A 1,135-nucleotide genomic window follows, 5' to 3' on the forward strand; every position below is an offset into this window, starting at 1 on the left:
GTATTGGGTTTGCTGCCACACTCCGAGGTAGTCGATGTCGTGCTCGCTGGTGTTAGGGTAGGAAAACCACAGCATTTCAGTGCGGTTGCTGTGTTGGATGTGTTTGTTGCGCCCGAGACCTTGTACTTTCTCCATAAAGAGCTCAGTGCTTGGGTCAAAATTCATCGCGACTGAGCGATATTTCCAGTCGCCTTCATCGTCAAAGTCTTCGAGAGAGAAGCCGTTCAAGTCGTTGCGGGTGCATCCTGTGATAGAGCAACCAACAAGGTTAAACCAATCCGCAAATTTGCTAATCGGCTCGACAATATCTTCCGTAATTTGGTGATTCGGTGATATGAAGCAACCTTGAAAATGGTCGCCAACACTCGGGTGTTCAATTAACGAATCTTTGGTGATGGTGAATCGGGTCTCACCAAAAGGGGGGCGATATTTGGGGTGATGTTTATAGCGCAGATCGTAGGCACAAGCGCGGCCCTGCCAATCTTTCTTTTTGATCACGATGTTTTTGAACGTGATGCCGCGAGGTTCAAAGATGATCTCATCAGAGGCAAAGTTTTCCTCAATGTACTGCTGGCTTTCGTTCAAGTGATCAATCGCCTCATCGACAGAAACCCAGTCGAGGTTGAGATGTCGTTTAGCGTCATCCAGATAATTGAGATCGAGACTCTTGAGCTGGCTTTGAAAGCGAGGATCAGACAACACACGGTTGGCTAAGACAATTTCCTCACGATTCTCAGGCGTGCTGTCGAGAGAAAGCAGCAGACGCGTCATATTGATGCTGCGACTGGGTTTGGTGGTTGCCATCGTTGGCGTAAGCACTTCTTGGCTCGATAAGGTTGTCAGCAGATACCCCTTATCATCGTTGCCAAGGAAGAAGCTAATCACATCACCAGGTTGGTAGTGAAATGCCCCTTGTTGGGTAACGCCAGTGATATTGGAACTGGTTTTGTAATACAGGCCAGTCACTGGAGAGTCGATAAAGTAGCCTTGCTTCAAGGTTGAAGCTGGCGGGTGTGAAGTGGCTGCAGAAGCATCTGCCGCCAAAGTGGACGTAGCTGTCAATGCAGACAGCCAAAATACCACTGAACGTGTATACATCTTGTTTTAAGCCTTATTGGTTGGTGCTGTCCTTAGA

At 48.1% G+C, this 1,135-nt stretch carries 1 protein-coding gene; it reads right to left on the reverse strand.

Annotation, left to right across the window (positions count from 1 at the left end; all coding sequences use genetic code 11):
- On the reverse strand, nt 1-1,098 hold a 1,098-nt coding region (locus R7Z49_RS23520), incomplete at its 3' end, for a chromosome partitioning protein ParA (protein ID WP_318112147.1).
- Nucleotides 1,099-1,135 lie beyond the last annotated feature (37 nt).

The sequence above is a fragment of the Vibrio sp. 1562 genome, from assembly GCF_033340155.1.
Lineage (GTDB): Bacteria > Pseudomonadota > Gammaproteobacteria > Enterobacterales > Vibrionaceae > Vibrio > Vibrio alginolyticus.